23 protein-coding genes are annotated in these 26,787 nt (G+C 45.1%); 19 read left to right on the top strand and 4 right to left on the bottom strand.

Features of this window, described 5'->3' with window-relative positions; all coding sequences use genetic code 11:
• Positions 1-15 precede the first annotated feature (15 nt).
• The 14 genes from ACYTPF_RS04735 to ACYTPF_RS04670 all read left to right on the top strand — a co-directional run bounded on the left by ACYTPF_RS04735 (position 16) and on the right by ACYTPF_RS04670 (position 14,896).
• A complete protein-coding gene (locus ACYTPF_RS04735; protein WP_269915977.1) occupies positions 16-771 on the top strand; it encodes a protein phosphatase CheZ in 756 nt (251 codons plus the stop codon).
• A gap of 12 nt (positions 772-783) precedes the next feature.
• Complete coding sequence (locus ACYTPF_RS04730; protein ID WP_461851370.1) at positions 784-3,057, top strand: chemotaxis protein CheA; 2,274 nt, start codon at positions 784-786, stop codon at positions 3,055-3,057.
• A 28-nt stretch (positions 3,058-3,085) separates the two neighbouring features.
• On the top strand, positions 3,086-4,216 hold the full coding sequence (locus ACYTPF_RS04725; protein ID WP_179982671.1) for a protein-glutamate methylesterase/protein-glutamine glutaminase: 1,131 nt from the start codon (positions 3,086-3,088) through the stop codon (positions 4,214-4,216).
• Between the two features lie 28 nt (positions 4,217-4,244).
• Positions 4,245-5,009: a ParA family protein gene (locus tag ACYTPF_RS04720; protein WP_179982672.1), complete on the top strand. Its 765-nt coding sequence runs from the start codon at positions 4,245-4,247 to the stop codon at positions 5,007-5,009.
• Positions 5,010-5,016: 7 nt separating this feature from the next.
• On the top strand, positions 5,017-5,820 hold the full coding sequence (locus ACYTPF_RS04715; RefSeq protein ID WP_179982673.1) for a chemotaxis protein CheW: 804 nt from the start codon (positions 5,017-5,019) through the stop codon (positions 5,818-5,820).
• A gap of 17 nt (positions 5,821-5,837) precedes the next feature.
• Complete coding sequence (locus ACYTPF_RS04710) at positions 5,838-6,329, top strand: chemotaxis protein CheW (protein WP_136780770.1); 492 nt, start codon at positions 5,838-5,840, stop codon at positions 6,327-6,329.
• 59 nt (positions 6,330-6,388) lie between these two features.
• Entirely contained in the window at positions 6,389-6,823 is a 435-nt protein-coding gene (locus tag ACYTPF_RS04705; protein WP_461851369.1) for a DUF2802 domain-containing protein, read from the top strand.
• Between the two features lie 121 nt (positions 6,824-6,944).
• The gene (metA, locus tag ACYTPF_RS04700; protein ID WP_461851368.1) at positions 6,945-7,883 is read left to right on the top strand and encodes a homoserine O-succinyltransferase MetA; all 939 of its coding nucleotides are present in this window, start codon (positions 6,945-6,947) and stop codon (positions 7,881-7,883) included.
• Between the two features lie 3 nt (positions 7,884-7,886).
• A complete protein-coding gene (locus tag ACYTPF_RS04695) occupies positions 7,887-8,954 on the top strand; it encodes a homocysteine S-methyltransferase family protein (RefSeq protein WP_461851367.1) in 1,068 nt (355 codons plus the stop codon).
• Positions 8,955-8,963: 9 nt separating this feature from the next.
• Positions 8,964-11,588, top strand: coding sequence for a methionine synthase (gene metH / locus ACYTPF_RS04690; protein ID WP_461851366.1), 2,625 nt, complete (start codon positions 8,964-8,966; stop codon positions 11,586-11,588).
• A 23-nt stretch (positions 11,589-11,611) separates the two neighbouring features.
• Positions 11,612-12,202, top strand: a complete 591-nt coding sequence (locus ACYTPF_RS04685; protein ID WP_461851365.1) for a DUF938 domain-containing protein — start codon at positions 11,612-11,614, stop codon at positions 12,200-12,202.
• A gap of 79 nt (positions 12,203-12,281) precedes the next feature.
• Positions 12,282-12,566 carry a pyrimidine/purine nucleoside phosphorylase gene (ppnP, locus tag ACYTPF_RS04680; protein ID WP_014948660.1) on the top strand — a complete coding sequence of 95 codons (285 nt, stop codon included), beginning with the start codon at positions 12,282-12,284 and terminating at the stop codon, positions 12,564-12,566.
• Between the two features lie 90 nt (positions 12,567-12,656).
• Positions 12,657-13,880, top strand: a complete 1,224-nt coding sequence (locus tag ACYTPF_RS04675) for a YjgN family protein (RefSeq protein WP_461851364.1) — start codon at positions 12,657-12,659, stop codon at positions 13,878-13,880.
• Positions 13,881-13,885: 5 nt separating this feature from the next.
• A complete protein-coding gene (locus ACYTPF_RS04670; RefSeq protein WP_461851363.1) occupies positions 13,886-14,896 on the top strand; it encodes a M48 family metallopeptidase in 1,011 nt (336 codons plus the stop codon).
• Position 14,897: 1 nt separating this feature from the next.
• Here the strand turns inward: ACYTPF_RS04670 and ACYTPF_RS04665 are convergent, their stop codons facing one another.
• Positions 14,898-15,794, bottom strand: coding sequence for a LysR family transcriptional regulator (locus ACYTPF_RS04665; protein ID WP_461851362.1), 897 nt, complete (start codon positions 15,792-15,794; stop codon positions 14,898-14,900).
• 16 nt (positions 15,795-15,810) lie between these two features.
• Positions 15,811-16,779: a hydrogen peroxide-inducible genes activator gene (locus ACYTPF_RS04660; RefSeq protein ID WP_179982680.1), complete on the bottom strand. Its 969-nt coding sequence runs from the start codon at positions 16,777-16,779 to the stop codon at positions 15,811-15,813.
• A gap of 159 nt (positions 16,780-16,938) precedes the next feature.
• Between ACYTPF_RS04660 and ACYTPF_RS04655 the strand changes: the two genes are divergently transcribed.
• From ACYTPF_RS04655 to betI, 4 genes are all read left to right on the top strand, one after another.
• Entirely contained in the window at positions 16,939-17,592 is a 654-nt protein-coding gene (locus ACYTPF_RS04655) for a carbonic anhydrase (RefSeq protein WP_179982681.1), read from the top strand.
• An 11-nt stretch (positions 17,593-17,603) separates the two neighbouring features.
• Positions 17,604-19,238, top strand: coding sequence for a SulP family inorganic anion transporter (locus ACYTPF_RS04650; protein ID WP_179982682.1), 1,635 nt, complete (start codon positions 17,604-17,606; stop codon positions 19,236-19,238).
• 256 nt (positions 19,239-19,494) lie between these two features.
• Positions 19,495-21,918 carry a TonB-dependent receptor domain-containing protein gene (locus tag ACYTPF_RS04645; protein ID WP_461851361.1) on the top strand — a complete coding sequence of 808 codons (2,424 nt, stop codon included), beginning with the start codon at positions 19,495-19,497 and terminating at the stop codon, positions 21,916-21,918.
• A gap of 73 nt (positions 21,919-21,991) precedes the next feature.
• Entirely contained in the window at positions 21,992-22,567 is a 576-nt protein-coding gene (betI, locus tag ACYTPF_RS04640) for a transcriptional regulator BetI (protein WP_269475055.1), read from the top strand.
• Between the two features lie 192 nt (positions 22,568-22,759).
• Here the strand turns inward: betI and ACYTPF_RS04635 are convergent, their stop codons facing one another.
• A complete protein-coding gene (locus ACYTPF_RS04635; RefSeq protein ID WP_461851540.1) occupies positions 22,760-24,832 on the bottom strand; it encodes a M13 family metallopeptidase in 2,073 nt (690 codons plus the stop codon).
• Positions 24,822-26,111, bottom strand: a complete 1,290-nt coding sequence (locus ACYTPF_RS04630; protein WP_461851360.1) for a GNAT family N-acetyltransferase — start codon at positions 26,109-26,111, stop codon at positions 24,822-24,824. The genes ACYTPF_RS04635 and ACYTPF_RS04630 overlap by 11 nt, the downstream gene beginning before the upstream one ends.
• A gap of 119 nt (positions 26,112-26,230) precedes the next feature.
• Between ACYTPF_RS04630 and ACYTPF_RS04625 the strand changes: the two genes are divergently transcribed.
• Positions 26,231-26,680 (top strand): regulatory protein RecX, encoded by a 450-nt coding sequence (locus ACYTPF_RS04625; RefSeq protein WP_461851359.1) that lies wholly within the window; start codon positions 26,231-26,233, stop codon positions 26,678-26,680.
• Positions 26,681-26,787: the final 107 nt, after the last annotated feature.

The following is a 26,787-nucleotide window of genomic DNA, read 5'->3' as shown; positions in this document are numbered from 1 at the left end:
AATGAGGTTTACTGGATGTCAACGAATGTAAACGTTCCAATATCGTTAGAAGAAGCAAAGCAGCTTGTCACTTTTCTTGAAGAAGGTGACAAGGCTTCAGCTAATGCACTACTTGAAGCCGTCTCAATGAAAGAAAACGTTGAGCTATTCGCTGAAGTAGGCAAGTTGACGCGTCAACTCCACGACGCATTAAACAACTTTCAAATAGACGACCGCATCAAAAATTTAGCTACAGACGATATCCCTGATGCTCAGTCCCGCCTTACCTACGTAATTGAAGAAACCGAAAAAGCTGCTAATACTACTATGGATGCCGTAGAGGCGAGTATGCCCATCGCTGAACTGCTCGCAGAGCGAATCGAAAAGGTTATGCCAGAGTGGAAAAAGCTGATGAACCGCCAAATCGAGCTGGGTGAGTTTAAGGTTTTATGTGCAGACTTAGACGAATTGTTGGAAGACGGTTCGAATCAGTCGGCTAAACTTACACAGTTACTTACTGAAGTTTTGATGGCACAAGGTTATCAAGACTTGACTGGACAGGTTATTCGTCGCGTTATCGACTTGGTTAAAGAAGTCGAAGATAGTCTTGTAAACATGCTTACTATGTTTGGCGAACGGGACGGTGCAGAACAAACTAAACCTTCCAGCGTTAAGGCCGATAAGGTTGATGGTGTAGAGGCAGAAGGCCCAATTATTGATGCTGACAAACGAGATGACGTCGTTTCAGGTCAAGATGATGTAGATGATCTTCTGTCTAGCTTAGGTTTTTAGGGGAGCGGGTGCATGTCGTTTGATGTTGACGAGGAAATATTACAGGACTTTCTGGTTGAGGCTGGAGAGATACTTGAACAATTACAAGAACAGCTCGTTGATCTTGAGAACAATCCTGAAGACGCGGATTTGCTTAACGCAATTTTTCGCGGCTATCACACAGTAAAAGGGGGAGCGGGCTTCCTTTCTCTTACTGAGTTAGTTGAAATTTGTCACGGTGCTGAAAACGTCTTTGACGTTATGCGCAATGGCCAACGAACGCTAACGCCTGAGTTAATGGATATCATTTTGCAAGCCACTGATGTGGTAGTTGAAATGTTTGAACGAGTAAAAGCACAAGAGCCGCTAGAGCCGGCCGATGCACACCTCGTCGACCTGTTACACAAACTCAGTCGCCCAGAATCTCCAGATGAAAACATTTTCGACAGTGCAAGTGCGCCTGCCGCCGAGCCAGAAGTTGTCGCGGCTGAGCCCGAGGTCGTTGCAGAAGAGCCGGAACTAGTTATAGATGAACCAGTGCCAGCAGCGTCAGATACCAGTGAAAGTAGCGGTGGTATAGAAGAAATTACCGAAGATGAGTTTGAGGCTCTCCTTGATGAGCTTCATGGAGGTGGTGCTCCAGGACAAGCTGCATCAACCAATACAAAACCCGCCAAAACGGAGCCTGCGCAAACGTCAGCACCAGCGGCGAGCACTGACAGTGATGACATTACTGATGAAGAGTTCGAAGCACTGTTAGATGATCTGCACGGAAAAGGTCAGTTTGGTGGAGACGAAAAAAGTGCTGCAGAACCAGCATCAGCAGCTGCTCCGGCAAGTAGTGCCGGTGATGAAGAAATTACCGACGATGAATTTGAAGCTCTGCTTGATCAGCTTCACGGCTCAGGTCAAGGGCCAACTAAACAAGGCTCTGCTCCAGCGGCACCTGAACCTCCTGTAGACAAAGCGGCTACCGAGGCTGTTCAAAAAGCAAAGCAAGCTTCGAGTGCCCCGGCTGCGCCTAAGGCGAAGCCCGCACCTAGTGCAGCAAGCCCAGCTAAAACGAGTAAAGCAGCTGCACCTAAAGCACCTGCCAAGAAAGATGATAAGAAAGGGGCTCCTGCTCCACCACCTGCTGAGACAACGGTACGTGTAGACACAAAGCGTTTAGACCAAATTATGAATATGGTCGGTGAACTCGTACTCGTTAGAAACCGACTGATAAGTTTGGGGATCAACAGCAACGACGAGAGCATGTCAAAGGCCATTGCTAACCTAGATGTAGTGACGGGAGACTTGCAAGGTGCGGTAATGAAAACCCGCATGCAGCCTATCAAGAAAGTGTTTGGCCGCTTTCCTCGCGTTGTACGTGACCTAGCTAGAAGCTTAAAGAAAGAAATTACCTTAGAGCTTGTAGGTGAAGAGACAGACTTAGATAAAAACTTGGTTGAAGCATTGGCCGACCCGCTAGTGCATTTGGTGAGAAACTCTGTCGACCACGGGATAGAAATGCCGGATGATCGTGCTGCGGCAGGTAAGCCTCGCATGGGTACAGTTCAGCTATCAGCATCTCAAGAAGGCGACCATATTCTTCTTACTATCGAAGACGACGGTAAAGGTATGGACGCCGAGAAGCTAAAAGAGATCGCAATTAGCCGTGGCGTATTGGATGTAGATGCAGCAGCACGCATGTCTGATGTTGAAGCGTTCAACCTTATCTTTGCACCTGGCTTTTCTACTAAAACCGAAATCAGCGATATTTCAGGTCGTGGTGTGGGCATGGACGTGGTTAAAACCAAAATTAACCAGCTCAACGGTACCATCAATATTGACTCGCAATTAGGAAAAGGTACACGATTAGATATCAAGGTGCCGTTAACGCTCGCGATTCTACCTACGTTAATGATTGTTGTAGGAAAACAGACCTTTGCGTTACCATTAGGTGCGGTGAACGAAATAATAAATATGGACATCAAGAAGACCAATACGGTCGATGGTCAATTAACAATGATAGTTCGTTCAAAAGCAATCCCTCTGTTTTTCCTTGGCGAATGGTTAATCCGAGGCCCTAAAAATATAAATAAAGAAAAGGGGCATGTTGTTGTAGTGCAAATTGGTACACAGCAAGTCGGGTTTGTCGTAGACGCGCTAATAGGCCAGGAAGAAGTGGTTATCAAACCGCTGGATGCATTGTTGCAAGGAACGCCTGGTATGGCGGGAGCTACAATTACCTCAGACGGTGGTATTGCATTAATTTTAGATATTCCGAGCCTGCTAAAACGGTACGCGCGTAAACCCATTAAGTAAGGCGATGAATTAACAGGAATGATAATCCATGGTCTTTAAAGTCCTAGTCGTGGACGACTCGACCTTTTATCGCCGTCGCGTAAGAGAAATACTCGACGGTGATAGAGAACTTGAAGTTGTTGGGGAAGCGAGAAACGGGCGTGATGCACTGGATAAAACAGAAGCACTAAAACCCGATGTAATAACCATGGACGTTGAAATGCCTGTCATGGATGGTATTTCGGCGGTGAAGGCTATTATGGATAAACGTCCTACGCCTATTTTGATGTTTTCTTCATTGACGCATCATGGCGCTCAGGCAACGCTTGATGCGTTAGAAGCCGGCGCGCTAGATTTTTTACCCAAAAAATTCGAAGACATTGCTCAAGATAGAAAAGATGCTTCGCGACTGCTTTGTACTAAAGTTAGGTTGATAGCGCGAAGAGGATTGGGCTTGAAGCGCCCATCTCTTCGCACAGCGGAGACGAGAAAACTTCCTGATAATGCGCCCAAACAGGCTTTTTTCAAAACATCGGGTTTACTTTCAGGCCATAAAGGCGCCGACAAGCAACCTACCGTTTCCTCAGTTAGGGCAACGGGTAAGCAGTACAGATGTTTAGCTATTGGGGCGTCCACAGGTGGACCTGTTGCACTTCAAAAAGTGCTTTCTCCACTACCTGCAGATTTTCCTCATCCTATTTTACTTGTGCAGCATATGCCTGGAACTTTCACTACTGCATTTGCACAGCGTTTAGATAGTAACTGTAAAATTAAAGTGAAAGAAGCAGAGCATGGCGATGTTTTAGCACCTGGGCACGCTTATCTTGCCCCGGGAGGAAAGCAAATGTTGCTCGAATCTATCGGTAGCAATAAGCGAATTTCCATCGTTGATGCAAGCCAGTCTGATAAGGTGAATTATAAGCCAAGCGTAGATCTAACCTTTAGCTCGTTGGCTAAAGTTTATGGTGGCGACGTGCTGGGAATCATCTTAACGGGTATGGGGGCAGACGGTCGAGAGGGCTGTCGAATACTCAAGGATAAGGGAGCGACTATTTGGGCGCAAGACCAAGACTCCTGTGTGGTTTACGGTATGCCTCAAGCTGTCGCTGTGGCTAATATATCGAGTAAAAATATTAATATCGATGATATAAGCAGTTGCGTTCAAACCGAAATGCGATAGCAGTTTGAACAGTAATGGAACAGTGATTATGAAAGTGTGGACTGTGGCAAATCAAAAAGGCGGGGTAGGTAAAACTACCACAACCGTAAGCCTTGGCGGCTTGCTAGCTCAAAAGGGCAAGCGAGTGCTCATGATAGATACCGATCCCCACGCATCGCTTAGTTACTATTTTGGTATTGATGCAGAAGCGACAAGCCATTCTGTTTACGACATTTTTATTAAGTCTAACGAGATTACTGCCGATAATGTTATGGACTGTCTCAGTCCTACAAAACTCGACAATTTATATGTGTTACCCGCAACCATGGCATTGGCGACGTTAGACCGAACCATGGGAAGCGAGCAGGGGATGGGCTTAGTGCTAAAAAAAGCACTAGCTAAAATATCCAGTGAGTTCGACTTTGCTATCATCGACTGCCCGCCTGTATTGGGCGTGTTAATGGTTAATGCCTTAGCGGCATGCGATAAGGTTATTGTTCCGACTCAGACAGAATATTTGGCGCTTAAAGGCTTAGATAGAATGATACGCACTATGGAAATAATGGGGCGTTCATTAGATAAGTCTTTTGATACTCTGATCATCCCTACTTTATTCGATAAGCGAACAAACGCCGCACTAGCGTCGAGAAAACGCTTAATGAGTGATTACGGTGAACGTGTATGGGAAGGTGTCATCCCGGTGGATACTCATTTTAGGGATGCGAGTTTGGTGCAGCTTCCTATCTCTGCTGCGTATCCAAAGACAAGAGGTGTAAATGCCTACGATAAACTGTTAGCCGTATTGGAGAAATAACAAGACCATGAGCAAGCAATCGCCATTTGCCCGTGAAGAAGTGATGGAGGCATACCTAGACAGTCTTCTGAAAGAGCCTGAAACTCCTGAAGATGTCACTGCGCGCACGGCAAAATTGCTTGAGCAGGCCTCTCAGCAAATGGCTGAGTCAGCCCTTGTATCAACGGCTAGCGATAGCGAAGCGCACGTCAACAAAGAAGAAGCGTTAGCTGAAGAGGTTTCTTCGTTAATTGAAAGTCAAAATTTAAAGACGATTGATAGCGAAAAGCAGCATTCATCCGTTGAGGTACCTGTACAGGCAGAAGAAAGTGAGGTAAGTGTTCCTGAGAGTTTAAAAACTCCACTAAAGGATACTCTCGGTTTCCGCTTTCAGGCGCTATTCTTTGAGGTTGCAGGGCTAACACTTGCGGTTCCCTTAACTTCGCTAGGGGGTATCCACCAAATTGAAAAAATTGGCCCTTTATTTGGAAAACCTGACTGGTTTATGGGTGTAATGTTGCACAGAGAGTCTAAACTAAGTGTTGTTGACTCTGCAAAATGGGTAATGCCAGAAAAATACGACGAAAATCTCGCACAATCGCTCAACTACCGATATCTTATAATGTTAGGAGAGAGTGCGTGGGGACTAGCAAGCGAAAAGCTTGTAAACACGGTCAATTTGACTACCGATGACGTAAAATGGCGCGAGTCCACAGGTAAACGTCCCTGGTTAGCAGGGATGGTTAAAGAAAAAATGTGTGCGTTAATTGACGTTGAAGAATTAATATCTATGCTTAACAAAGGCTTAGGCAGTAACGACCAGACGCCATAGTATTGGGAGCCAGGTTCATGAGCGATGAAAGAATGAATAATAACGCTAGCGACAGTAACGATGAAGTCCTTCAATGGGTGACGTATCGCTTAGGTGAAGAAACGTACGGTATTAACGTAATGCAAGTACAAGAAGTATTGCGTTATACCGAAATAGCCCCTGTACCCGGTGCGCCTGATTATGTGCTTGGTATTATTAACTTGCGTGGTAACGTGGTAACTGTCATCGATACCCGTGCGCGTTTTGGGCTACCACCAACGGAAATCACAGACAACACTCGTATAGTGATCATAGAGTCTGACGAACAGGTTGTCGGTATCTTAGTGGATAGTGTCGCCGAAGTGGTGTACTTAAAATCTTCAGAAATCGACAGCGCCCCTAACGTTGGTACTGAAGAAAGTGCTAAATTTATCCAAGGCGTTAGCAATCGTGATGGCGAACTGCTTATTCTCGTCGATTTGAATAAATTGCTCAGCGACGAAGAGTGGGATGAGCTCAGCAATATCTAAATAATGAATAGGCGGCATGTATTGTCTATGTCGCCACCATTTCCCCAAGGGTTATGTCCATGGAATGGCAGCTTGCTGCACCTACCTTAATTGAACTTATCTTGTGCGGTTTTATCATTGTGCTTGCTGTTACTGTAAGTATTCTGTATTCGCACATTAAGCAGTTACGTACAGCTTTAAGCGATAGCGAGCAAAATAGTGCATCGGCCATTGCGCGAATTGAGGCGCTCGCTAACAACGCAAATAATCAACAAACCGAGGCGCAAGCACGCACTCTGGTTATCACTCGCCACCTTCAAGAACTAGACGAAAAGCAAACTGATATAGAAAATCAGCTTCGCGAACTCAAAATGCAAGACCCTTCACTACGTTTATATCAGCGTGCTGCAGACTTAGTTAAGCAAGGCGCCAGTATTGACGAAATTATTGAGGCCTGTGACATTCCTCGCGCTGAAGCTGAGATGTTAATGATGGTGCATAAGCAAAATAGCTAGTTGTTTGTATCGATAGGCTCGTCTTAAAAAAGAAACGTTTAGACGTCTAGACGTAAAGATGTTGACATATCGCCAGTTATAGACACAATACAGGTATTGTAATTTATCACTGGAGTCCTCTATGCCAATTCGTATTCCTGAGCAATTACCCGCGCAGAATGTACTACTAGGTGAAAATATTTTTACCATGGACATGGACAGGGCTGCCAATCAGGATATTCGTCCTCTTGAAGTCGGCATTCTTAATTTGATGCCGAACAAGATAGAAACGGAAGTGCAGTTGCTTCGCCTGTTGTCAAATACGCCGCTGCAAATAAATGTAGACTTGATTCGAATTGATAATCAAGCACCAAAAAATACTCCCCAATCACATATGGATGCCTTCTACCACGACTTTTCAGCAGTCGCGAACAAAAAATACGATGGCCTTATTGTTACTGGCGCACCCCTAGCGCTTATCGACTATGAAGAAGTGAAGTATTGGGAAACCATGACCAAAATATTGGAATGGGCACAGCGGCACGTTAACTCTACTTTATACCTGTGCTGGGCTGCTCACGCTGCTATGTATCACTTTTATGGTATTACTCGAAAGATTAGAGACGAAAAGTTTTCAGGAGTTTTTCAACATAAAGTGAACGACCCGAACAATGAGCTTTTAAGAGGCTTCGACCCAACTTTTCATGCCCCTCACTCTCGTTACGGGCATATCGATACTTCTCTGTATAACAGTGTCGAAGGCCTTAGCGTTGTGGCAGAATCTGAGGACGTGGGTGCCTATATCGTAGCATCAGAAGACAAGCGAATGGTGTTTGTAACAGGCCATCCAGAATATGACCCTGATACGCTTAAAGACGAGTACTTACGGGATATTGCCGCGGGTCAAACCCCAGCAATGCCAAAAAATTATTTTGAAGGGGATGATCCAGCCAAGTCTCCTATTGTACAGTGGCGCTCGCACGGCAGCCTATTGTTTACAAACTGGCTGAATTATTATGTCTATCAGACCACGCCTTACGATTTAAATCAGCTTGCTGAAAAGTCACAGCCAAAGAGGTAGCACGTGAGCCAAAGAGAAATTTCTAGTGCGCAGGCATCGCTTACAGAAGCCGCTCAAAAACGCATTCTTATACTAGACGGTGCAATGGGCACCATGATCCAGCGCCACAAGTTGGAAGAAGAAGATTACCGCGGGACACAGTTTGCAGACTGGCATTGCGACGTAAAGGGTAATAACGACCTATTAGTGCTTACCCAGCCCGATATTATTTACCAAATTCACTGTGATTACTTTGAAGCTGGTGCGGACATTATTGAAACGAATACGTTTAATGCTACGACTATTGCTATGGCTGATTATGATATGCAGGCCCAATCACGTGATATCAATTTAGCAGCGGCTAAATTGGCGCGTAAAGCAGCAGACGAATTCACAGCAAAAACACCAGAGAAACCCCGTTTTGTTGCCGGCGTATTAGGGCCAACAAACCGCACGGCGTCTATTTCTCCTGACGTGAACGACCCAGGTAAGCGCAATGTCACTTTTGACGAATTAGTACAGGCCTATAGTGAGTCTACCGAAGCCCTTATTGAAGGCGGCGTTGACCTAATCATGCTTGAAACTATTTTCGACACGTTAAATGCCAAGGCAGCAGCGTTTGCCGTAGAGTCGGTATTTGAAAAACTGGGTAGATTTTTGCCAGTAATGGTATCAGGCACTATCACCGATGCATCTGGGCGTACGCTATCTGGGCAAACCGCAGAAGCATTTTACTACTCAATGCGACATATTAACCCGTTTTCCTTCGGCTTAAACTGCGCACTTGGGCCGGATCTTTTGCGCCAATACGTCGATGAAGTAGCCAATGTGAGTGAGTGCTTCATATCTGCACACCCTAACGCTGGCTTACCTAACGAATTTGGTGAATACGATATGGAAGGGCCAGAAATGGCCGAGCACATCAAAGAATGGGCGCAGTCAGGGCTAGTGAATATCGTAGGGGGCTGTTGTGGCAGTACCCCAGAGCATATTCGCGATATTGCTAACGCGGTTAAAGGTATCGCGCCACGCCAGCTTCCCGAATTTGAACCTAAAATGCGTTTGTCAGGCCTAGAGCCGTTTGTACACTAGGAGGGCATAATGAGCGCAGAATTTTCTACATTTATTAATATCGGTGAGCGCACCAACGTTACAGGCTCTGCTCGCTTTAAACGTCTTATTCTTGAAGGTGATTATGAAACCGCACTTGATGTCGCAAGACAGCAGGTAGAAAACGGTGCTCAAATCATAGATATCAATATGGATGAGGCCATGCTTGATTCAAAGCAGGCCATGATCACCTTTTTAAACCTGATTGCCTCTGAGCCAGATATTAGCCGAGTTCCCATTATGATCGACTCGTCTAAATGGGAGATTATCGAAGCTGGGCTTAAGTGTGTGCAGGGCAAAGCGATTGTTAACTCTATTAGCTTAAAAGAAGGGGAAGAGATCTTCTTAAACCAAGCCAAGCTAATAAAGCGCTATGGTGCTGCAACCGTAGTTATGGCCTTTGACGAGACCGGCCAGGCCGATACACAAGCCCGCAAAGTTGAGATTTGTCAGCGTAGCTACAAGTTGCTGACAGAAGAAGTTGGCTTTCCGCCCGAAGATATTATCTTTGACCCCAATATTTTTGCTGTAGCGACAGGTATTGAAGAGCACGATAACTACGCGGTTGATTTTATTGAAGCGACCCGCGAGATACGTAAAACCTGTCCGTACTCACATATTTCTGGTGGCCTTTCTAATATTTCTTTCTCGTTCAGGGGGAACAACCCAGTTCGAGAGGCCATGCACTCTGTGTTTCTTTACCACGCAATTCGCGCAGGTATGGATATGGCTATTGTTAATGCCGGTCAGTTAGAGGTATACGACGAGATACCAGCAGAGCTTCGCGATGCAGTGGAAGACGTTATTTTAAACCGCAGAAACGATGCCACCGAGCGTCTGCTTGATATAGCCCCTAATTATCAAGGTGATGGTAAGGCTGCCGCGAAAGAAGATTTAAGCTGGCGCGAGCAAGAAGTGAATAAGCGCTTAGAGCATGCGCTTGTTAAAGGCATCACCGATTATATTATTGAAGATACCGAAGAAGCGCGTCAGCAAGCTGAGCGTCCATTACACGTTATCGAAGGGCCATTAATGGATGGCATGAACGTAGTAGGGGATTTATTCGGTGAAGGTAAGATGTTCCTTCCACAGGTGGTAAAGTCGGCTCGCGTTATGAAAAAAGCGGTTGCCCATTTACAGCCATACATTGAAGAAGAAAAGTCAGACGACGCTAAAAGCAACGGTAAAATTCTTCTCGCTACGGTAAAAGGTGACGTTCACGATATCGGTAAAAATATCGTAGGCGTGGTACTTCAGTGTAATAATTTTGAAGTGATTGATCTTGGTGTAATGGTGCCAGCGGCAACAATCTTACAAACTGCCAAAGATGAAAACGTCGATATGATTGGTTTGTCGGGTCTAATTACACCATCACTTGATGAGATGGTTCACGTAGCTAAAGAAATGGAGCGTCAGGGTTTTGATATTCCACTTCTTATTGGCGGGGCGACGACGTCAAAAGCGCATACCGCAGTAAAAATAGAACAAAATTATCATGCACCTGTGGCTTATGTTCCAAACGCAAGTAGAGCAGTAGGCGTGTGCCAGCGTCTTTTAAACAAAGCGTCTCGCGATATTTACGCGCAGGAACTGGCAAAAGAATACGATACGGTACGCGAACAGCACGCCCGTAAGAAGCCGCGCAGCAAGCCGGTGACGTTAGCTCAGGCCAGAGAAAACGCTTTTAAGCCAGATTTTACGACTTTGCCAGTAAAACCTGCGAGCCTGGGTGTAACACCGGTAACCGCCGATTTAGCTACCCTGCGTAACTACATCGACTGGACACCTTTCTTCTTAACCTGGTCGTTAGCGGGCAAGTACCCCCGTATACTTGAAGATGAGGTGGTGGGGGAGCAGGCACAGTCACTGTTTAAAGACGCCAACGCTATGCTGGATAAAGTTATTGAAGAGAACAGCCTTGAGGCAAAAGGTGTTATCGGCCTGTTTCCCGCTAACCGCGTCGATGACGATGTTGAGATTTATACCGATGAATCTAGAAGTGAGGTTCAAGGCGTTGCTCATCATCTGCGTCAGCAAACGCTAAAAGACAAATTCGCTAACTATTGTCTGGCAGACTTTGTTGCCGAGAAATCCAGCGGCATAAACGACTATGTAGGTGCTTTTGCCGTCACCGGTGGTATAGGTGAAGACGAGCTTGCTGATAGTTATATTCAGGCTGGCGACGACTACAACGGTATTATGGTCAAAGCGGTGGCAGACAGATTAGCCGAAGCGTTTGCAGAATATCTACACGAACAAGTACGTAAGCATTACTGGGGCTACGCCGCTGACGAATCACTAAGTAACGAAGAACTTATTCGCGAAAAATATCAGGGTATACGACCGGCACCAGGCTACGCCGCGTGTCCAGAACACACTGAAAAGCAGCTTATCTGGGATTTATTGTCAGCAGAGCAGCACACAGGTATGAAGCTTACTGAAAGCTATGCCATGTGGCCGGGGGCATCGGTATCGGGTTGGTATTTCGCTCATCCTGATTCGAAATATTTCGCTGTTGCCAAAATTCAAGCCGACCAAGTAGAAGATTACGCTACACGCAAAGGGTGGACGCTAGAAGAAGCTGAAAAGTGGTTGGGTCCTAACTTAAGTGATTAATGCTGATGAGGCAGGGAAAGTAAATGCAAATCGAAAAGCCTTTTAGTCAGGCCTGTGAGAACAACAAGCGCGCTATTTTGAGCGTGCTTGAACGTACATTTTCCAATTGCCAACAGGTATTAGAAATAGGGAGCGGAACAGGTCAACATGCCGTGTTTTTGGCTGAGCACTTACCGCATCTTATATGGCACACAAGCGATCAATTGCACTACCACGAGGGTATTGCCGCTTGGCTGAGTGATGCAAAGCTGGATAATGTGAAGCATCCCATTGCATTCACTGTGGGACAAGATGAATTTCCCAACCTCGACGTAGACGGCATTTTTACGGCAAACACCGCACATATCATGCAGAAAGAAGAGGCGAAGCTACTAATTGAATCAGTAGCGTTGCACTTACCTAAAGGGGGCATATTCTGTCAGTATGGCCCTTTTACACACAGCGGTAAGTTTACTTCTGAAAGTAACCAAGCCTTCCATACATCGCTGTTAGCGCGTGGCTATGGTGGTTACCGCGATATCAATGAGCTTACTGCTTGGGCAGGCGAGTTAAGCTTGCAAGACATTATCGATATGCCCGCCAACAACCATATGCTTATTTGGCAAAAACGCTAAAGAAGTATCAAGGCTGCAGCACTTTGCTTTAAAAACAGTTAAAGCAAAGAAAGTCAGCACTCACATCAAAGGAGTAACTATGAGCTTTAAAGTAAACCATTATTTCGACAACAAAGTGAGCTCAATTGGGTTTGAATCTGCAAACGGCCCTTGTACCTCGGGCGTAATGTCGCCGGGTGAATACACATTTTCTACATCACAAAAAGAGCTAATGAAAGTGGTTGAAGGTGAGCTAGTTGTGAAGCTTCCGGGAAGTGACGAATGGCAATCTTTTGCTACAGGCACCAGCTTTAATGTACCCGCCGATGCTTCTTTTGACGTAAAAGTGTCTACGCCTACCGCTTACCTTTGCTTTTACAGCTAGACGTTAATGATTAACTAGCTACGCGATCTTGCCATCTACGTCATTATTGCGTAGCTTTATAAAAAAACAAATCAAGGATGAAACGTTGCCATGACGGATGACAATGCATATACCCCCATGCCCGACTACGAAAGTTATAGTCTAGAAGAACTTGCCCAAGCGTTAAATTCCGTAGACGCTACTGAGTATTCAGAACGCGCTGCCAAGATTTCAGCCTTGCTCGCTGAAAGAAAAAGTAAGTTGCACGCATCGCATGAAACAATTAGTAAAGCGAATGATAAAATAATCCGTACCGAGCAGGTTAAGTTTCATGGTAAAGCGGGTGAGTTTTTTTCTATATGGATAGTTAATTTACTTCTAAGTATTGTTACCTTAGGTATTTATTCTGCATGGGCGACGGTGCGTACCAAACGCTATTTCTATAGCAATACAGAGCTTGATGGTCATCGCTTTTCTTACCTTGCTGAACCGCTACAAATTTTAAAGGGGCGGATAATTGCCGTAATTTTATTCGGTGGTTATTTTTTTCTAACTACGATAAACCCCGCTGCTGCGCTTATTTTCGCACTTGTTCTTATGGCATTAACGCCTGCTTTAATTATTATGAGTATGCGTTTTAGGCTTCGTATGACGGCATATAGAAACGTTAGATTTTCTTTTAAAGGCCGGTGGGGAGAAGCCTTTGCGTTATTTGTACTCTTGCCTATTGCAAGCGTATTCACTCTGTACTTGCTTATGCCTTGGGTATTAAAAAAGATTGATGCGTTTTTAGTAAACGAATCATGTTTTGGCAATAAATCCTTTTCCACCACGCTGGATACGGGCAAATACTATCGAACATCAGTTGGTGTGCTGTTTATCACTCTTTGCTTAATGCTAATTTCGTCTTTTGTGTTAGGTATTGGCGCTGTGGCAATGTCTAACGGTGGACCGTCGTCTGTTTCAGCTCTAGTTACAATACTGTTAGTTTTGTTTTACTTAGTAGCCTACGCTGTAGTATCAGGTTACTACAATGCTCGAATTAGGAATCACATTTTCCAAAACACACAACTTGAAAACGTTGCTCAGTTTAATTCATCGCTAGCAGCAGGTGCACTCATCAAACTGCGCTTAGTCAATGCGCTAGCGATTGTTTTAACTTTAGGAATGGCGCTTCCTTGGGCAAAAGTGAGAAGTGCAAAATTATTCGCCGACGCCACTGAAGTAAAAGTGCTTGAAGGTTTTGAACAGGTACTTGTTGGCAGTTCTGGTTCTGCTGGTGCGGTGGCAGAGGAAGCTGCGACTTTATTTGATGTAGACGTTGCTTTAGGTTAAATGCCGTGTCGGTATCACATTACTATTACGCAAGCGGCGTTAGTTCAGATATTGTGACCTGTAATATTGAGGGCGACGAGCTGGTTATTTTCTTTGACCAAAATGGCACTTCTAAACGGGTACACAGGTCAGAGATGACTACTCGCACAAAACTTGCGGGGTTACCACGAGAAGTGTCTCTGGATGGCGGTGATTTACTTATGTGGTCATCTAGTCCAGAGGAAGATGCTTGGCTTGACAAAAATCAATTGGTAGGAGTGAGTAAATTAGAGTCGAAAAAGTCGTACTTAATGGCAAGTATAATACTTGTGCCTTTGCTTCTTTATGGACTATTCACCCAAGCACTTCCTCGAATTGCCGTGTCGTTTTCTCAATATGTTCCCTACGGCATAAAAGAAATCGGTTCTCAACATACCTTGGCCGCGCTCGATAGCACTTTACTTAAGCCATCTGAACTTAGTACCGAATCAAAGGAATTGCACGCTAACAGTTTTTATTCACTATTAGCTAAAATAGAGACGGAAAATAAAAATTACCGCGTGCACTTTCGCCACTCTAACGTACTAGGTCCCAATGCTTTTGCCTTACCTGATGGCACTATTGTGTTTACCGACCAACTCATCGCTTTGGTTGAGGAAAATCAAGACGTATTAAACGCTATTTTTCTGCATGAAGTAGGGCATGTAGAAAACAATCATTCCATGCAGCTTATTGCAGAGTCACTATTCGCAACTCTTGCGATAAGTTATATTTTTGGCGACTTAAGTGGCGTTTTAGATGGTGTTTTAGGCGTAGGAACAAGTGTAGTTCAAAATCAATTTAGCAAAGCTCACGAATGGGAAGCGGACAACTACGCCATTGGTCAATTAAAAGCATTGGGTAAAGATCCCGCTGACTTCGCGGCTGCTATGGAAGCATTCCAAACGTTAGCCACAGAGCAGTCAGACCTTGATAGCTGGTTTAGTTCCCATCCACTTGTACAAGACCGTATTGATAATGCACGAAGGACGAAATAACCTATGAGGTGCTAAGCGAAAGAGTTTGAGACATCGTGATAAAGTCATCTACGAACCCCAACACGTCAGTAGCTTTTCGATGACCTAAATAAAGGGTTTTAGTCACGCCAGCTTCTCCCATAGATTTCGTGCATAGCAGTTCACTTTCCTTTGCTTCTTCCACAAGCCACTTAGGCAAAGCAGTAACACCACGTCCCGCAGCAACCATTTGCAAAATAATTTCAGTAGTTTCAATGGTTTTGTGCTGTTTGACCGTGCAGTTGGCGGGAGTAAGGAAATGCGTGAATATGTCTAGGCGACTATGCTCCACCGGATAAGTTATAAGGGTTTCATTACTTAAGTCTTTTGGCGTTACAAATGATTTTTCTGCTAAGTTATGATGTTTATCCATAACCAGTACTTGCTCGTATTCAAATACGGGGGTGTAGGTAATAGTGTCTAGATGCAGTGGGTCTGGCGTAAGTAAAATGTCTATATCGTACCCGTGTAGTGCTTGTAATCCACCAAACGAAAATGCACGGCGTACATCAACATCAACATCGGGGAAGGCCTTTAAAAACGGCGCGACAACTTTTAACAGCCATTCGAAGCATGGGTAGCATTCCATACCAATACGCAATATGCCCTGTTTTCCGTCGGCAAACTTTTGAAGCTGGGCTTCGGTGTGTTCAAACTGTGGTAAAACTCTGTGGGCAAGACCTAAAACACTTTGACCTGCTTGGGTGAGCGTTAGCCTTCTCCCTTCTTTTTTCCACAGCGGTACGTCAAAATGCGCTTCTAATTTTTTCATTGCGTGACTCAACGCTGACTGGGTAAGGAAAAGCGATTTTGCTGCTTCCGTCATAGTACCTTCAGCATCAATTGCTCGTACTATTTTTAGATGTTGTCTATCAATCATAGTGGGCACACTTGGATTAACGTTTCTGATAAGAGCTAGATGCAGAACTAACAATAGTGACTGCGTCAGAAAGACGAGATTCAATGATCTCCTTTATGATAATAGAGATCTCTCTAAAGGTCTTCCTACCAGGCGCAGTGTTTCTCCAAGCCAAAGAGTGCTGACGCTCTATGGGCATATCTGCTATTTCACACACGTGCAAAGCTTCAGGTTTGTGTAGCTCAGAATGAATATAAAGGCCGGGTAGAAAGGCTACGCCCATACCCATTACTACCATCTGGCGCAGCGTGTCTAGGCTAGTACCCTCATAGTCCCGCTGTAAGTCGGCACCAATTTCATCGCAAATACGCTGTACTTGATGGTGAAAATGATGTCGGTCTTCTAGCGTTAGTACTTTTTCACCACTTATTTCCTCCGGCTTAACATAGGCTTTACCCGCTAATTTATGATCGGAAGGTGTGACAAATTTTAATGGCTCTTTGAAAAGTGGCTGGGTAATCAATTGTGAGTTTTCGCCCGAAAGTGGCGATAAAATTAAGTCATACTCGCCCCGTAAAAGACCATGCTGTAGGGCATTAGGCGCGCCTTCACGTACGTAAAAACGCAAGCCAGGTTTGCGTTTGTGTAAATCGGGCAAAACAAAGGGGAGTAAATAGGGCCCCAACGTTGGAGGAATACCCAATCTAAATGTCACCATCTCACCTTGAGACAAATCGCGAGCGATTTCGCCAAACCTCTGAGACGCCTGTAATACTTCTTCAGCCGCATCTAGCAGTGCTTTTCCTTGCGGAGATAAAAGCGTGCCGGTGCGTGAGCGCTCAAATAAAGTTAAGCCTAAAAGGTTTTCCAGTGCACTAATTTGACTGGTCAGAGTAGGCTGACTAATTCCTAATATTCCCGCAGCCTGTCTGAAGCTCAAGTACTTAGCCACAGCTACAAAATAGCGGATTTGGTTTATTGACGGGGTCTTTCCGTTAAATTGCATGGTGAAAATAGCCTTCTCTTACTAGACTTATAGGTGATGATGTTTTGGTTGTGATAGTATTTAGCTATCGCGAGTTAGTATATTAAACTATTAATCTATCAGGTGAAACTGGCGTAATTACATAATCATTACAATTATTAAAAAAATTGGGAGTTATATATGGATCACGTTATCTCTGGTGTGGCTAAATTTCAGAAAGAAGTTTATCCGAATAAAAAAGCTACGTTTCAAAAGCTAGCGAACGGTCAAAACCCAGAAGTGCTTTTCATCACGTGTTCAGACTCACGTATCGACCCTAACCTCGTAACGCAAACTGACCCAGGCGAGCTTTTTATCTGCCGTAATGCGGGCAATATTGTACCTCCTCACAGTAATCAAACCGGTGGCATGACAGCGTCTATTGAATTTGCTGTTGCTGCGTTGGGTGTTTCTCATATCGTTATCTGTGGTCACACAGACTGTGGTGCAATGAAAGGTGCAATCAACCCAGAAGGTTTGAGTTCACTTCCGCATGTTAAAGAATGGTTAGGCCATTGTCGTGTGGCAACTGACGTAGTTAAAGAGCGCTGCGGTCATTCAGACTTGTCGCTAGAAGACTTGGAAGCGGTAACGAAAGAAAACGTTGTTCAACAAATTCAGCATCTTCGTACTCACCCGTCTGTTGCTGCGAAAATCGCTACAGGCCAGGTTAAGCTGCACGGCTGGGTTTATAACATCGGCGAAGGTGATGTACTTTGCTACAACGCTGAAAGCGGTGAATTTGAAGCCATGGACCAAAGCGCAGCTGAAGCACAGCTAACGCGTGGCGAATAAGGTCAAACACTATGGTTAAAATTAATCTCTCTAATTTACGAGGCGATTTTACCGGCGGTTTAACTGCCGGTATCGTTGCTTTACCACTAGCGCTCGCGCTGGGTGTGGCGTCAGGCCTTGGCCCAATGGCTGGCCTTTACGGTGCTATCGCCGTTGGCTTTTTTGCTGCGCTGTTTGGTGGAACGCCTGCGCAAATTTCAGGTCCTACAGGGCCAATGGTGGTGGTACTTGCCGGCTTATTCGCAAGTCTTTCTGGCGACGCCAGCCTGATATTCACAGCAGTGATATTGGCGGGTATATTCCAGATTGTATTTGGTGTACTTGGCGTCGGTCAGTACATTCGATTAGTGCCATACCCGGTAATTTCTGGCTTTATGTCGGGCATCGGTGCCATTATTATTATCCTTCAATTAGGAAGGCTATTGGGTCATGAGCCTCCAGGTGGAACAATTGGCGCACTGTCTTACCTACCTACAGCGCTTGCTGATATTGACTTTGCTACCCTTGCATTAGGTTTAGGTACATTAGTCATTGCCTACAAATGGCCACCTCAATTAGGCAAGTATGTGCCAGGTGCACTTGCTGCGCTAATCATTGGTACGCTAGTAAGTTTAGCGCTTTCAGTACCCATTCTTGGCGATATCCCTACTGGTTTACCAAGTCTACACCTACCTGTTTTCGACCAAAGTAAGGCACTGCTAATCCTTGAAGCAGCGTTCATTCTTGCTGTATTGGGCGCTATCGATAGTCTATTGACGTCACTGGTTGCTGATAACATGACGCGTACTCGTCATGACAGTAATAAAGAGCTTATCGGACAAGGTATCGGTAACACATTTGCTGGCCTTATTGGCGGTATCGCGGGTGCGGGCGCGACAATGCGTACGGTTGTTAACATTCGCAGCGGTGGTAAGTACAACATTTCAGGTATGGTTCACGCGCTAGTACTTCTTGCTATTGTGTTGGGTCTTAGCCCACTAGCCGCGCAAATTCCTCACGCAGTGCTTGCAGGTATTCTGGTTAAAGTTGGTTTAGACATCATCGACTGGAGCTACCTGAAACGTGCACACAAAGGCCCCCGTTGGGACTTCGGCCTAATGATTATGGTGCTTGCACTTACGGTATTTGTAGACTTGATCACAGCGGTTGGTGTGGGCGTTGTATTTGCAGCACTTGCATACGTTAAGCAAATCGCACAGCTTCAAATTGAAGAGCTTAAGAAGATCCCTGAGTCGCTAAACGATCCTAAAGAAAATGACCTACTAGAGTCGCTTAAAGACAAAGTATCAATCTTTAGTTTTGGTGGTCCACTTAGCTTTGGCGCGGCAGCCGATTTAGGTCACCACGTACGCGAGCGAGTAAGACCTGGTGCGAAAGTCACTATACTAGACTTCTCTCGAGTACCTTTGATGGATGTATCGGCGGCTATGGCAGTTGATACGGTAACATCAGACGCTCTAGCGGCTGGTCGACAGCTTGTTATTTGCGGTGCTAACGCAGAAGTCAATAAGGTACTTGAAGGCGTAAATGAAGCCCATCCAGGTATACCTAACTTCGAAACGCTTCACGACGCTTTGCTTTATGCAAAAAAGCAAGTAGCCGGGACTGAAAGCAACACGAGCTTTCAAGCCGCAACGCAATCGTAATAAGAGTTTGACGTAAACAAAACCTTTCCCTTTTTTAGCCCTCCTCTGGAGGGCTTTTTTATACCCATAGCTTAATTTTTCCTGTAGTACGGCGATTTATTGAGGAAGGTTTACAACTTCTAAGTCGAATTAAACACACCCTCCCAGGAAAAACTTAGCACTTAAATTAATTGATTGTTCAATTAAACTTAACCTAAGTGTAACAATACCCTACTAAAGTAGTGTGCAAACAATACACAACTACTTTGGGAAACACATGAAATCACACAATAAATTGTCTATAGCAATACTTGCTGCCCTTTCATCTATGGCTGCATCGTCACAAGTTTTGGCGGAAGAGGCTGAACGCGCGGAGGAAGAGCGCATAGAAGAAATCACCGTTGTAGGGCGCAGCGTTTCTTACGCAAATAACGCAACCAGCGACGACATGTTTAAACAGCAGGCAAATCTTAGCAGTGTTTTAGCCGCGGTAGACAATTTACCCGGCGTACTCATTAACGAAGGCGATACCTTTGGCGCTGATGATTGGTCAACGTCTATCGTTATTCGTGGGTTTCAGGTAAACCTAAACGAACAGCAAATAGGTATGACGGTAGATGGCATTGCCAACGGTAATTCAAACTACGGTGGTGGCGCAAAAGCAAATCGCTATATCGATACTGAAAACGTAAATGGTGTAGAGGTGTCACAGGGTACTGCAGATATCGCTTCTCGCTCTCATGAAGCATTAGGCGGCACACTAAACTTCACCACCATAGACCCGTCGATGGAGCAAGGCTTAGTCACCAGCGTAACCGCAGGCTCGTTCGATGCATCTAAATACTATGTTCGTTATGAAACGGGTGAAATATTCGAAGACACTTACGCTTGGATAAGCCTTTCGAGTCAAGAAAGCTCTGACTTTATGCAGCAGGCGGCGGAAAATACCCGCGACCATTTAGCTATGAAGTTTATCTCTACTGTTAACGATGCATCACTTACTGGTTATCTGTCTTACGACGATGCACACGAAGACAACTACCAGCGTATTTACGGTTTAGCGCAATATGAGCAAAACCCAGACTGGGACCAGCTAACTGACGAATGGACAGGTGTACCGTATCAGGATCAGGCATATCGCAGAGGTTGGTCTACATTACGGGAAAACCTTTTTGCCTATCTTCAGGCTGAATTCACCATTGGCCAAGTCGATTTTATGACTAACGTGTACTATCACGATAACGAAGGTCGCGGTGAATGGGTTCCACCTTATATAGTTGATATCACTGATGACGGCGCACAAGGACACTCTGAACTTGTGGTCGGCAATACGGTTTACGGCGGGCAAGAACTCGAACAAATTTACTTTGTGGATAGACAAGGCAATCAGCTAAGCCCTATTGAAGGGTGTCAAAGCTCATTGACTTTCCCTTATGGTGGCGCAGGCGCTGAGTATGATCCGGGGTGTCACGAGCAAGGCGCAATTCCTGTGGGTTCATATCGTCATACTCATTATGATAAAGAACGTATTGGTATTAATGCTGATGCAGTCTGGTACACCAAAATTGGTGATTTTGACAATACGGTTCGTTTCGGAATTTGGTGGGAAGACTATGAGCGAGGCGAGTCTCGTGATTGGCACAAGATTACTAATTCGTCTATCAGCGTCGATTATGACAACGTGCCTTACTGGGTGCAGTACGATAGAACCTTCCCAGTTGATACCTTAATGTATTATGTGGAAGATGAGCTTGATCTAGGCTTTGCCCGAATTCGTGCTGGTGCGAAGAAGTTTAATGTCGATATTGAAAAAACGGACAACTTTGATTCAGCCAACAACTTAGCGGTAAATACTGATTCAGATACGCTATTCTCAGCGGGTATTGTTGCACCATTGCCATTTGAAGGGCTAGAGGTCTTTGCAGGTTACGGTGAAAACTTTGCGGCAATTAAAGATGCGCAACTAGAGCGTAACGATACTGACCTTCGCTTTATAAAGCCAGAAACTGCTGACAACATAGACGTGGGTTTGCGCTACGCATCACCGGGCTTTAATGCCAGCGTGACTTACTACAATATTGAGTTTAACGACCGTATTCAATTTACCAGTAACGAAACTTCAGAGGGTATAGACTTTCTTGAAGCGGCCGCTGGTGGTTACAAAAACGTGGGCGGTATAGAGTCCAGTGGTTTTGAAATTTCAGCAGACGTCATGTTAACCGAAGAGTTCTCGTTGTTTACTTCGATTACCCTAAGTGATTCTGAGTACGTTGCGACGGTAGGCAGTTCAGGTACGCAATACGATACACTTGCTGATGCCCAAGCTGCTATTGCAGACGCTGAAAACTCTGAGGTATCGCTGGTAGCTATTGAAGGTAATACGGTTATCGGTACACCTGATACTATGGCAGTTGTGAGCCTAGACTGGGCACGCGACAACTACTTTGCTGGCTTATCGACTAAGTACGTTGATAGCCGCTACCTAGATATCGAAAATGCGGCGCAAGTAGATGACTACATTGTTAGCGACTTCTATGTGGGAGGTTTTATTGAAAACATAGGGCCGGGTGTTGAAGAACTCGAAGTGCGTCTAACCGTCAATAACTTGTTCGATGAAGATTACGCTTCAACCATAGCGCCGGGGGCATTTTGGATTGGTGCACCACGGGCGGTAGCAGTCAACGCACGCTTAACCTTTTAATCGTGATATCATACCTGCGACAGCATAGCGCTGTTGCAGGTTATTTTTTAGATTTAAGGTTTGGAGTTGTAGCATGCCCAAGGTGGGAATGGAGCCAGTTCGCAAGAAGCAATTAATTGAAGCAACGCTGGAAGTGATGGCAGAGGTTGGCTATCACGGCACAACGATTAGCTTAATTAGCAAAAAAGCTGGGCTTTCTTCAGGGATAATCAGTCACTATTTCGGTGATAAGCAAGGGTTAATTGAAGCAACTATGCGCCATCTTCTCGATGCGCTGAAAATTACGCAGCGTATTGACGATCCGCTTCAGCGTATCGACTTCATTATCGAAAACAACTTTTCGCAAACGCAAGGGGCAAGTTCAGCCACCAATACTTGGTTTAACTTTTGGGCGCTATCGCTACACAATGAAGGGCTGCACCGTTTGCAAACTATCAACCATAAGCGCTTAGAGCGGAATTTAGCTTTTAGCTACCGCAAGCTGCTTCAACCTGCACAGGTCAAAAACGCCGCTGCGTCCACCGCTGCCCTAATTGATGGTTATTGGCTGCGCTATTCAATGGGGAGCGTAGGAAACGGTGATTTCTCGGAAGCTGTAGCGCGCTGTAAGCAATACGTTCGCGATTTAGTTGCCCAATACGGAAAATAAACAAGCTCACGAAAAATAAGCGCTGCTTTTAGGTGCGATTAAACACCCAAGATATTGATTTAAAAATATAAAAAGGCGGTAGGACATAAGTCGTACCGCCTTTCTTATATGTTAAGCAGTTGGTGCCCAATGCACCATGCTATCCGGCGCGGTGAGCCAATATATGGCTCACAAAACTGCTCAATCAACACGTTACCATATTCTCACGCGCTCTTCTGGCGCAAGATATAGTGCATCACCTGGCTTCACATCAAATGCCTCATACCAAGCATCATGGTTTCTTGGTGCTTGAGCACGATAACGACCCGGTGCGTGGGTACCTGCACGTAGCTGGTTAAGCATACTCTCTTCCGTACGCTTTTCTTTCCACACTTGTGCCCAAGCTAGGAAGAAACGTTGATCGCCTGTCAGACCGTCAATTACCGGCGCTTCCTTGCCGTTAAGGCTAAGTTTATAGGCGTGGTAAGCCATGGCTAGACCACCTACGTCGCCAATGTTTTCACCCAAGCTGTTGCGACCGTTTACGAAATTACCTTCAATAGGCTCGTACTGGCTGTATTGCTCGGCTAGCATATCTGCTTTTTCTTCAAACGCTGCGCGGTCTGCATCGGTCCACCAGTTGCGCTGAATACCGTTTGCATCTGACTTCGAGCCTTGGTCGTCAAAGCCGTGACCCATCTCGTGCCCAATAACCGCACCTATTGCACCGTAGTTCACAGCTGCATCGGCATTTGGATCAAAGAATGGCGGTTGTAAAATAGCCGCTGGGAATACAATCTCATTGAACGAGCTATTGTAATAGGCGTTAACGCGCTGTGGTGTCATGCCCCAGCGATTGCGATCCGTTTTCTCTAGCTCACGTTCTACCGACTGGTCTTGGAAGAATGTGCGTAAGTTGCGAATATTACCCACTAGGTTTTTGTCGCTGATGGTTACGCCATCGAAAGACTGCCATTCATCTGGGTAACCAATTTTGGGGTTAAACGCCATTAGCTTTTCTTTCGCGTTAACCTTGGTTTCTTCACTCATCCAGTCTAGGTTTTCAATACGCTCGCCTAGTGCTGTACGTAAGTTCTCAACCAATTCCGCCATCTGTTCTTTTGAACTTTCTGGGAAGTATTCGTTAACGTAAATCTTACCGATAGCAAAGCCCAGTGACTCGGTGCCAGACATTTGGCTAACTGCGCGCTTCCAGCGAGGGCGTGGCTCTTGCTGGCCGCTAAGTGTACGACCGAAGAAGTCAAAATTAGCTAGGTAGATATCTTCAGAAAGGAAGCCCGCATTGTTTGAAATAGTGTGATACTTCAAGTACGACTTCCAATCGGCTAAGTCAGCTTCGTTAATAATTTTAATAACGTCTTTTACAGGGTCAGGCTGTGAAATATTCAGCTCAGGCACCTTATAACCGGTTTGAGCAAAATACGTATCCCAATCAAAGCCCGGGTATGCGTCAGACAGTTTGCTGCGCTCAATTTGATTTAGCGTAAGGTCGCGGTCACGGCGTTTTTCGCGGGGCCATTGAATATCTGCAATTTGTGTTTCAAGAGCAAGAATGTTCGCTGCTTTTTCTGCTGCGTTTTCTTCGCCTGCAAAATTAAGCATTTCCTCAATATGCGCTACATAAGCTTCGCGGATCTTAACAAAACGTTCGCTATCGCTTAGGTAGTAATCGCGATCAGGAAGGCCTAAACCACCTACACCAACACTTAGCTGGTATTCATTCGGGTCAAGGCGGTTGTACCACATACCACCATAAATAGGTGTGCTAGACCCTACCAGCCAGCTATTGCCAAACGCTTTGGTTAAGTCAGTTCTATTTTCAATGCTTTCTATCGAAGTAAGTACGTCCTGAATTGGCTCAATACCTTTTTCATTAATGGTATCGGTGTCCATGTAGGCAACAAAGAAGTCATGAACAAGCTGCTCTTCTTCATTTAAAGACGATTTTTCCATAAGCCCATCAATGATGTTTTTAACCTGCTCTTCACTGCGTTCAGCTAGACCAGTAAACGCGCCATAGCGGGTTTTATCTGCAGGAAGTTCATAGTTGTCGTACCATGTTCCGCTGGCGTACATAAAGAAGTCATCACCAGGTTTTACTGCTTCGTTGCGGGCGCTTAAGTCAACGCCGAAAGAACCTAGCTCTGCTTCACCTTTCGCCTCAACAGCGGTTTTCTGAGTTTGTTCTTTTGCTTGCTCAGGCTGACTACAGCCTGCAATGCCTAAAGATGCCGCAATCGCTACGGCTAAAAGTTTATGTTTCATCATTTTTCTCGTTGTGATTATAAGTGTCGTCGTTAGGTGCAGTGACACTCATTGTTTTTAAAGTAGGCACAAATTCCTTGTTAAACGGTAAAGCATTCCGTGCCTGATTAAAATAGCTGGCGATATGCGGTGTTTCGCGCTGTAAAAAGTCTGCTACAGCACTGTGAAACGATGCATGTCTTAACTTGTGGTGTGAACGACAATAAATAGGCTCGAAACCTCGAAGTATTTTATGCTCACCTTGGGTGCCGGGGTTAAATAGCTTTAGCTTTTTCGAAATGGCAAATTCGATGCCTTTAAAATAACAGCAGGCAAAGTGTAACCCGTCTATTTCTTTAAGTGCTCCCCAGTATCTGCCATACAGCCCTGTTTCATCATAGAAAAATAGGGCGCTGGCTACCGCAACTTCATTTTCCATTGCAGTTATAACAAGCATGTTGTCGCTCATGGTGTCGACAAGTTGCTCAAAGAACGCATCATTTAAATATCCCACGTGGCCGCTGCGTTTTAAATAGGTTGCTTTGTAACATTTTGTGAAAAACTGCAGAGTTTCTGGGCTAATTTCACTTCCCGTATAGTGGGTAAAACGAACGCCTTGCTCACTGAGTCTACGGCGGCTTTTCTTGATATCTTTTCTTTTGCGGGATGTCAGTGCATTAAGAAAATCGTCGAAGTCACCATACCCGTAGTTATGCCACTGAAACTGAACGGCGTAACGGGTTAAATATCGCCTTGCAGCGTGGGTCAAATCCGAAGCTTGCGTTTCGCTGCTAACTGAAAGTTGTGCCGACGTTCTCTCATTGGGAAACAGGTAATGAAAAGAAGAAAGCTCTTCCCCAAACACTGATGCTACATACTCTGTCAAAGTATGCTCCAGTTTCTCCATAAGAGTGTGCGTTAGGGTTACGCTATCATCGCAAAGTATCCTTGGGCCTGTAACAGGGGTGAAAGGAATTGCTGATATCCATTTAGGAAAATAGTCGAGCCCGTGCTGCGCGTATGCGTTGGCCCATGCATGGTCAAACACATACTCGCCATAGCTATGCGTTTTTAGAAAGCCAGGAATGAGGATGCTGACTTTTTCTTGCTGGTCATGGCTTATAGCAATATGACAAGGTTGCCAGCCCGATTCATTTTTACACGAACCACTGCTTTCTAACGCATGCAAAAACTCATAAGAAAGAAAAGGGCCTGCATTTTTTGCAAGTTGTTGCCAACGCTCCTTCGAAAGCTGTTCGATAGAATCAATTATTTTTATGCGATAGTCAGGTGCTGTCATGCAGTTAACATCATGTAGAAGGTTTATGCGTAAAACGCTTAGATAGTCGCAATATACGAGTATTTAGCGCTAAAATAACGCGGTTTCTACGTTTAATACAGAAGAGTAAGTTTACAAAAATGTCAGAGTTCGATCGAAAAATCATTACCGACGCGATTACTCGCATGCTGGCACGACGAGAGCATAGCTTTAACGAGGTAGTGCGCAAGTTACAGCAGAAAGGAATAGCGAGTGAGGCTTTTATGCCTATTCTGGAGGAGTTTAAAGACGCTGATATTCAAAGTGACGCCAGGTTTGCTGAAAGCCGAGCGCGCGCACTGCATCTGAAAGGGAAGGGACCTCGTGCAATAAAACTAGACTTACAGCAATATGGCGTAGATGAGAGTACTGCTGAGCATGCAATGGCAGAGATTGATGCTGACTGGTTTGAAAGCGCGAAAAAAGTAAAAGAAAAGAAGTTCGGTGAGTTTTATGAAACAGAATTCGCCTTAAGGCAAAAGCAAAAACAATTTTTGCAGTACCGTGGTTTTTACCAAGAACACATCGATTACGCGGTTAGTGCTAATTAAACTAAACGTTTCTTTTCGGCCAGTTTTGCCAAGCTCCGTACCTTATTACTAATCACCTAAATGAATATCCGCTATTTTTTACTAAATTAAGGTAAAATTTGGCGGTA

This window comes from Alteromonas sp. HB246098 (assembly GCF_054890645.1).
This window is presented reverse-complemented; position numbering and strand designations above follow the sequence as displayed.

What these genes read in the sequence shown, in the direction of transcription:
- ACYTPF_RS04735 (WP_269915977.1), top strand. Translation starts at nt 16, where the DNA reads ATGTCAACGAATGTAAACGTTCCAATATCGTTAGAAGAAGCAAAGCAG.
- ACYTPF_RS04730 (WP_461851370.1), top strand. Translation starts at nt 784, where the DNA reads ATGTCGTTTGATGTTGACGAGGAAATATTACAGGACTTTCTGGTTGAG.
- ACYTPF_RS04725 (WP_179982671.1), top strand. Translation starts at nt 3,086, where the DNA reads ATGGTCTTTAAAGTCCTAGTCGTGGACGACTCGACCTTTTATCGCCGT.
- ACYTPF_RS04720 (WP_179982672.1), top strand. Translation starts at nt 4,245, where the DNA reads ATGAAAGTGTGGACTGTGGCAAATCAAAAAGGCGGGGTAGGTAAAACT.
- ACYTPF_RS04715 (WP_179982673.1), top strand. Translation starts at nt 5,017, where the DNA reads ATGAGCAAGCAATCGCCATTTGCCCGTGAAGAAGTGATGGAGGCATAC.
- ACYTPF_RS04710 (WP_136780770.1), top strand. Translation starts at nt 5,838, where the DNA reads ATGAGCGATGAAAGAATGAATAATAACGCTAGCGACAGTAACGATGAA.
- ACYTPF_RS04705 (WP_461851369.1), top strand. Translation starts at nt 6,389, where the DNA reads ATGGAATGGCAGCTTGCTGCACCTACCTTAATTGAACTTATCTTGTGC.
- metA (WP_461851368.1), top strand. Translation starts at nt 6,945, where the DNA reads ATGCCAATTCGTATTCCTGAGCAATTACCCGCGCAGAATGTACTACTA.
- metH (WP_461851366.1), top strand. Translation starts at nt 8,964, where the DNA reads ATGAGCGCAGAATTTTCTACATTTATTAATATCGGTGAGCGCACCAAC.
- ACYTPF_RS04685 (WP_461851365.1), top strand. Translation starts at nt 11,612, where the DNA reads ATGCAAATCGAAAAGCCTTTTAGTCAGGCCTGTGAGAACAACAAGCGC.
- ppnP (WP_014948660.1), top strand. Translation starts at nt 12,282, where the DNA reads ATGAGCTTTAAAGTAAACCATTATTTCGACAACAAAGTGAGCTCAATT.
- ACYTPF_RS04675 (WP_461851364.1), top strand. Translation starts at nt 12,657, where the DNA reads ATGACGGATGACAATGCATATACCCCCATGCCCGACTACGAAAGTTAT.
- ACYTPF_RS04665 (WP_461851362.1), bottom strand. Translation starts at nt 15,794, where the DNA reads ATGATTGATAGACAACATCTAAAAATAGTACGAGCAATTGATGCTGAA.
- ACYTPF_RS04660 (WP_179982680.1), bottom strand. Translation starts at nt 16,779, where the DNA reads ATGCAATTTAACGGAAAGACCCCGTCAATAAACCAAATCCGCTATTTT.
- ACYTPF_RS04655 (WP_179982681.1), top strand. Translation starts at nt 16,939, where the DNA reads ATGGATCACGTTATCTCTGGTGTGGCTAAATTTCAGAAAGAAGTTTAT.
- ACYTPF_RS04650 (WP_179982682.1), top strand. Translation starts at nt 17,604, where the DNA reads ATGGTTAAAATTAATCTCTCTAATTTACGAGGCGATTTTACCGGCGGT.
- ACYTPF_RS04645 (WP_461851361.1), top strand. Translation starts at nt 19,495, where the DNA reads ATGAAATCACACAATAAATTGTCTATAGCAATACTTGCTGCCCTTTCA.
- betI (WP_269475055.1), top strand. Translation starts at nt 21,992, where the DNA reads ATGCCCAAGGTGGGAATGGAGCCAGTTCGCAAGAAGCAATTAATTGAA.
- ACYTPF_RS04635 (WP_461851540.1), bottom strand. Translation starts at nt 24,832, where the DNA reads ATGAAACATAAACTTTTAGCCGTAGCGATTGCGGCATCTTTAGGCATT.
- ACYTPF_RS04630 (WP_461851360.1), bottom strand. Translation starts at nt 26,111, where the DNA reads ATGACAGCACCTGACTATCGCATAAAAATAATTGATTCTATCGAACAG.
- ACYTPF_RS04625 (WP_461851359.1), top strand. Translation starts at nt 26,231, where the DNA reads ATGTCAGAGTTCGATCGAAAAATCATTACCGACGCGATTACTCGCATG.